The sequence below is a fragment of the Asanoa sp. NPDC050611 genome (genome assembly GCF_040654855.1).
In the GTDB taxonomy this organism is placed as follows: domain Bacteria; phylum Actinomycetota; class Actinomycetes; order Mycobacteriales; family Micromonosporaceae; genus Asanoa.
This window is the reverse complement of the sequence record NZ_JBFAIU010000472.1, coordinates 1-4,591: the sequence shown is the minus strand read 5'-3', so window position 1 is coordinate 4,591 and position 4,591 is coordinate 1. Positions and strand designations below refer to the sequence as shown.

The 4,591-nt window shown below is 72.4% G+C and carries 7 protein-coding genes and 1 pseudogene; 2 read left to right on the top strand and 6 right to left on the bottom strand.

Translation table 11 applies throughout. The features are described 5' to 3' along the window. Both AB0H87_RS38440 and AB0H87_RS38435 read right to left on the bottom strand, forming a co-directional pair. Positions 1-576, bottom strand: a 576-nt coding sequence (locus AB0H87_RS38440; protein WP_360157641.1) for a TetR/AcrR family transcriptional regulator, incomplete at its 3' end; no start/stop codon positions are given. Next, positions 573-998, bottom strand: coding sequence for an SRPBCC family protein (locus AB0H87_RS38435; RefSeq protein ID WP_360157638.1), 426 nt, complete (start codon positions 996-998; stop codon positions 573-575). The genes AB0H87_RS38440 and AB0H87_RS38435, both read right to left, overlap by 4 nt. A 57-nt stretch (positions 999-1,055) precedes the next feature. Between AB0H87_RS38435 and rnhA the strand changes: the two genes are divergently transcribed. Continuing rightward, positions 1,056-1,505: a ribonuclease HI gene (gene rnhA, locus AB0H87_RS38430; RefSeq protein ID WP_360157635.1), complete on the top strand. Its 450-nt coding sequence runs from the start codon at positions 1,056-1,058 to the stop codon at positions 1,503-1,505. 37 nt (positions 1,506-1,542) lie between these two features. Here rnhA and AB0H87_RS38425 read toward each other — a convergent pair whose 3' ends face one another. Next, a complete protein-coding gene (locus AB0H87_RS38425; protein ID WP_360157632.1) occupies positions 1,543-2,364 on the bottom strand; it encodes an alpha/beta hydrolase in 822 nt (273 codons plus the stop codon). An 89-nt stretch (positions 2,365-2,453) separates the two neighbouring features. Beyond that, complete coding sequence (locus tag AB0H87_RS38420) at positions 2,454-2,618, bottom strand: hypothetical protein (protein ID WP_360157629.1); 165 nt, start codon at positions 2,616-2,618, stop codon at positions 2,454-2,456. 216 nt (positions 2,619-2,834) lie between these two features. On the opposite strand from AB0H87_RS38420, the gene AB0H87_RS38415 reads away from it, so the two are divergent. Beyond that, entirely contained in the window at positions 2,835-3,374 is a 540-nt protein-coding gene (locus tag AB0H87_RS38415) for a snapalysin family zinc-dependent metalloprotease (RefSeq protein ID WP_360157626.1), read from the top strand. Positions 3,375-3,467: 93 nt separating this feature from the next. On the opposite strand, the gene AB0H87_RS38410 is transcribed toward AB0H87_RS38415, so the two are convergent. Next, positions 3,468-4,235 carry an ABC transporter ATP-binding protein gene (locus AB0H87_RS38410; RefSeq protein ID WP_360157623.1) on the bottom strand — a complete coding sequence of 256 codons (768 nt, stop codon included), beginning with the start codon at positions 4,233-4,235 and terminating at the stop codon, positions 3,468-3,470. Then, positions 4,232-4,591, bottom strand: a pseudogene (locus AB0H87_RS38405) (hypothetical protein); the annotation flags it as partial. The pseudogene AB0H87_RS38405 and the gene AB0H87_RS38410, both read right to left, overlap by 4 nt.

Genomic DNA, 4,591 nt, shown 5'->3' with positions numbered 1-4,591 from the left:
GAGGCGGGGCCGGGCGAGGTCGCCGTCGACCCGGATCAGGAAGTCGGTCTCCAGCCGCTCGAACCCGTCGTTGCCCAGGTAGCGGTGCTCGCCGAACAGGTCGAGCCCGAGCCCGCGGGTCACGGCGAGACCGAGCCGGGCGTACGCCCGAGCCCGCGCACCGGGAACGCCCGCCCGCCGGAACAGCTCGACCAGCGGCTCCTCCCAGGCCCGGATCACGGACTCCCGGAACGCGGCCGTCCACTCGCGACCGTAGAGCGCCTGCACGTACACCTCGAAGAACAGCCGCTGCGCGGGCAGCACGTCGGGGCCCGTGAGGTGGGTCCAGAACGCCTCCGACACGGCGAAGATGTCGGCGTCGTCGGTGACCAGCTCGGCGAGCAGGGCCCGCTGTGCCGCCTCCATCCGGGCGACGACCTCGGCGAGCAGCCCGTCCCGGGAGCCGAAGTGGTAGATCAGCATCCGGTGGCTCGTCCCGGCCTCCGCGGCGATCTCGCGCAGGCTCAGGTGACTGAAGCCGTGCCGGCGCACGACCTCGAAGCAGCGGTCGAGCAGCGCCTCGCGGGCCGCGCTCACCCGCGCGCTTCGCTAGCGGACTTGAGCCCCGCCGCCTCCAGCTCCAGGTAGCGCCGGTTGCGCTTGCCGAAGAGCAGGTTGAGCAGGCCGGCCAGCGGCCCGGTCTGTTCGAGCTCCAGCGTGATCAGCGTGCCACCGTCGTCGGTGGCCCGGATGAGGTGGCGGCCGACGGTGCGTACCCCGGGCGAGTGGTTGGTCCACGAGAACTCGGCCTCGTCGGCGAAGGTCGTGACCTCCCAGACGAGGGGCTGCATGCCCGGCTGCTTGATCCGGGCTCGGCTGCCGAGCCGCAACGGGCCGTCGTCGAGCCGCTCGACCGTCGTCATCGAGCGCGTCCAGCGCGGCCAGTCGGTCACGTCGCGCAGCACCGCCCACGCGGCGGCCAGGTCGGCGTGGGCTTCGGCGCTGGTGGTCAGCATCATGTACCAGATGGTACATCGCGTAGGGTGCCGGCAGACAGCGAGCGAGGAGGCAGCGGCGTGACCGTGGACATCTGGACGGACGGCGCGTGTAGCGGCAACCCGGGGCCCGGCGGTTGGGGCGCGCTGCTGCGCTACGGCACGGTCGAGAAGGAGCTGTGCGGCGGCGAGGCTACGCCGACGACCAACAACCGCATGGAGCTGATGGCGCCCATCAGCGCGCTGGAAAGCCTCACCCGGCCGGTGGTGGTCCGGCTGCACACCGACAGCGTGTACGTCCGCGACGGCATCACGAAGTGGCTGCCGCGCTGGAAGGCCAACGGCTGGCAGACGGCGGCGAAGACCCCGGTCAAGAACGTCGACCTGTGGCAGCGGCTCGAGGCCGCGATGGGCGCGCACGAGGTCAGCTGGCACTGGGTGAAGGGCCACTCCGGACACCCGGAGAACGAGCGCGCCGACCGGCTGGCCAACCGCGGGATGCGCGAGGCGCGCGAGGCCGTCAACCGCTAGCCGGCCGGACCCGAGGCCCGGCCGGCAGCGCGAGGGCTCAGGTGGCGCTCGTGTGCTTGACCGCGTCCAGGATCACCGCGGTGACCTCGTCGGGGTTCGTGACCAGCGAGAGGTGGCCGGCCTCGACCTTCGTGATGCCCGACCGCGCGCGCTCCGCCATCGCGCGCTGGCGGTCCGCCGGGATCACCTGGTCCAGCGTGCCGAGCACGTACCAGGACGGAATGGTCTTCCACGCCGCCGGTCCCGACTCCTGGTTGCTGGCGGTCGCGGCGAGCGGGCGCTGGCCGGCCCAGAGCACCTGCGCCTGCTCCGCCGGCACGCCGCTCGCGAAGCCGGACACGAAGACCGACTCCTTCAGGTAGAGGTCGGCGTCGCCGTCGGGGGCTCCCGGGTAGGGCACGTAGTCGAAGACCAGCGCGGGGTCGCCGGCGAGGATCGAGTCGTCGCCGACCAGCGGTGCGACGGTCTCGCCCTCGTCCGGCACGAAGGCGTCCACATAGACCAGCGCGCGCACGTCGTCGTTGCCGGTCGCGGCGTTGGTGATGACCGCGCCGCCGTACGAGTGTCCGACCAGGACGATCGGGCCGGTGATGGTGGACAGGAAGTCAGCAACGGTTTTCGCATCGCCGGGCAGCGAGCGCAGCGGGTTCGGCGGCACCCGCACCGGGTAGCCGGCCTCCTGCAGTCGTTGGGTGACGCCGCTCCAGGACGAGCCGTCCGCCCAGGCACCGTGCACCAGCACGACGGTCGGCTTCACGGGATAGGCGTCCTCCGGCGTCGCGGGCCGGGCGGCGGCGAGGGTGGACGGCAGGGCGAGCGAGGCGAGCACGACGACCGCCGCGGCCAGCAATCTCTTCAACAGGGCCTCCATGGGTGATGGGCTCGGGCACCGGCCCGCATTCAATAACGCGGCTTATGCCCGAAATGTCACGGAGACCCGCACGACCGTCACCAGCTCGCGTCGACCGCCCACTCCACGACCGGACCCACCGGCCCGGGCGAGAGGTCCGACACCGCCGGCAGCCGCCCCAGCACCCCACCCGCGGTCATCCCCAGCAGGGCGAGGAGCAGCAGCCCCACCACCCTGATGCCCACTGTGGATCGTCCGCCCATCACCGCTCCCCCAGCCGAAACGCGAACCTCGCAACACGAACCCGTCAGCTATCACTCTCCCGGCCGGGGCCCTTCGGGGTCACTGCCGCAGGTACCCCAAGCCGGGGTAGTGCCCGCCCTACCATCGCGCCGCGGTAGGTGCCCTTTGCGATGGCGATTGAATCGATGTTTCTCGATAGTCTGGGCTCCCCGTCCACTCCCCCGAGGAGGCCACAGATGGCCCTACGCCGCAGACTCTCCACCCTCGTCCTGCTCGCCGCCGCACTGGTCGGTGTGCAGCTCGCCCAGGCGGGTGTCGCGCAGGCCGCGGTCCGGGTGCTCTACTACGACGTCAGCCAGGCGCAGGAGTTCCAGCAGGTGGCCCGGCAGGGCGCGCAGAACTGGAACAGCCGGGTGACCAACGTGCGCCTGGAGCCGGTGCCCGCCGGCCGCACCCCCAACGTCCGGGTCTACGCCGACAACGGCTGGCCGCGCACCTACACGTCGTCGCTCGGCAACGGCTACTGGATCATGGGCCGGCAGGCCGTCAACCAGGGCTACTACCAGCCGCGCATCTCGACGCACGAGTTCGGCCACATCCTCGGCCTGCCCGACCGGCGCACCGGGTTGTGCGCGGACCTCATGTCCGGCAGCAGCGCACCGGTCTCCTGCACGAACGCGTTCCCGAACAGCCGCGAGGCGAGCGAGGTCAACAACAGGTTCGCAGCGCTGACGACCGCGCCGGCACGCGAGTTCGTCTGGCAACCCGCCGCCTAGAAGATGTCCCGGGTCCGTCGGGGGCACGACCGTCGCTCCCGCCGGACACCGGGCCGGGCCCGGGGGGCCCGTCCCTGCCAGGTCCGCGGTGGGTCAGGCCCGCGAGCCCTCCCGGCGGCGTAGCAGCTCGTGCAGCTCGGCGCGGGCGGCGGCCACCTGGTCGAGCTGGGCCGTGCGGCCGAGGGAGCGCGGGCGCGGGATGTCGATGTCGACGATCTGCTCGATCTGGCCCGGGCGCGGGGTCAGCACGACCACGCGGTCCGCGAGCAGGACCGCCTCGTCGATGGAGTGGGTCACGAACATGATGGTGGCCCGGCGCTCCATGTGGATGCGCTGCAGCTCCGTCGAGAGGTCCTCGCGGGTCAGCGCGTCCAGCGCCGAGAACGGCTCGTCCATCAGCAGCACCCGGGGGCCGGTCAGCAGCGACCGGCACAGCGCGACCCGCTGCTGCATGCCGCCCGACAGCTCGTGCGGCAGCCGTTTCTCGAAGCCGCCCAGGCCCACCATCTCCAGCAGGTCGAGCGCCCGTGTGCGCAGCGCCGAGCGGCCGAGCCCGAAGATCTCCGCCGGCAGCAGCACGTTGTCGAGCACCGAGCGCCACGGCAGCAGCGCCGGCCGCTGGAACAGCATCGCGATGTCGCGGCGGGCCTTCGTGACCCGCTCGCCGCCCACCTGGATCTCGCCCTGCGTCGGCATGAGCAGCCCGGCCACCAGGCGCAGCAGCGTCGACTTGCCGCAGCCCGACCGCCCGACCACGGCCACGAACTCGCCCTCTGCGACCTTCAGGTCGATGTCGTGCAGCGCCTCGACGGAGCCGGCCCGGCCCGCGAAGACCTGCGTGACGCCGAACAGCTGGATCATGCCGCCACCTGCGGCATGACCTCGCCGGCGAGCAGGTCGAGGTGGTCCAGGTCGGCCAGGTCGGCGATCCGCACGTAGGCCCGCGCGGCCCCGATCGCCGCGAACTCGCCGAGGTGGTCGACCACCTGGTCGACCGAGCCGTAGACGCCGGACGCGGCGGCCCGGACCGGCGGTCGCAGCAGTGCCGCCCGGCGCTCCACCGTCGCGGCGTCGCGACCGCAGGCGACCGAGACGCAGACCGAGCGCAGCACCTGCCGGCCCAGCCGGGCCGCCTCCAGGTCGAGCCGGCCGAACAGCTCCTTCGTGACGGCGTCGTCGACACCACCCTCGGTGTGGACCTGGAGTCGGCCATCATG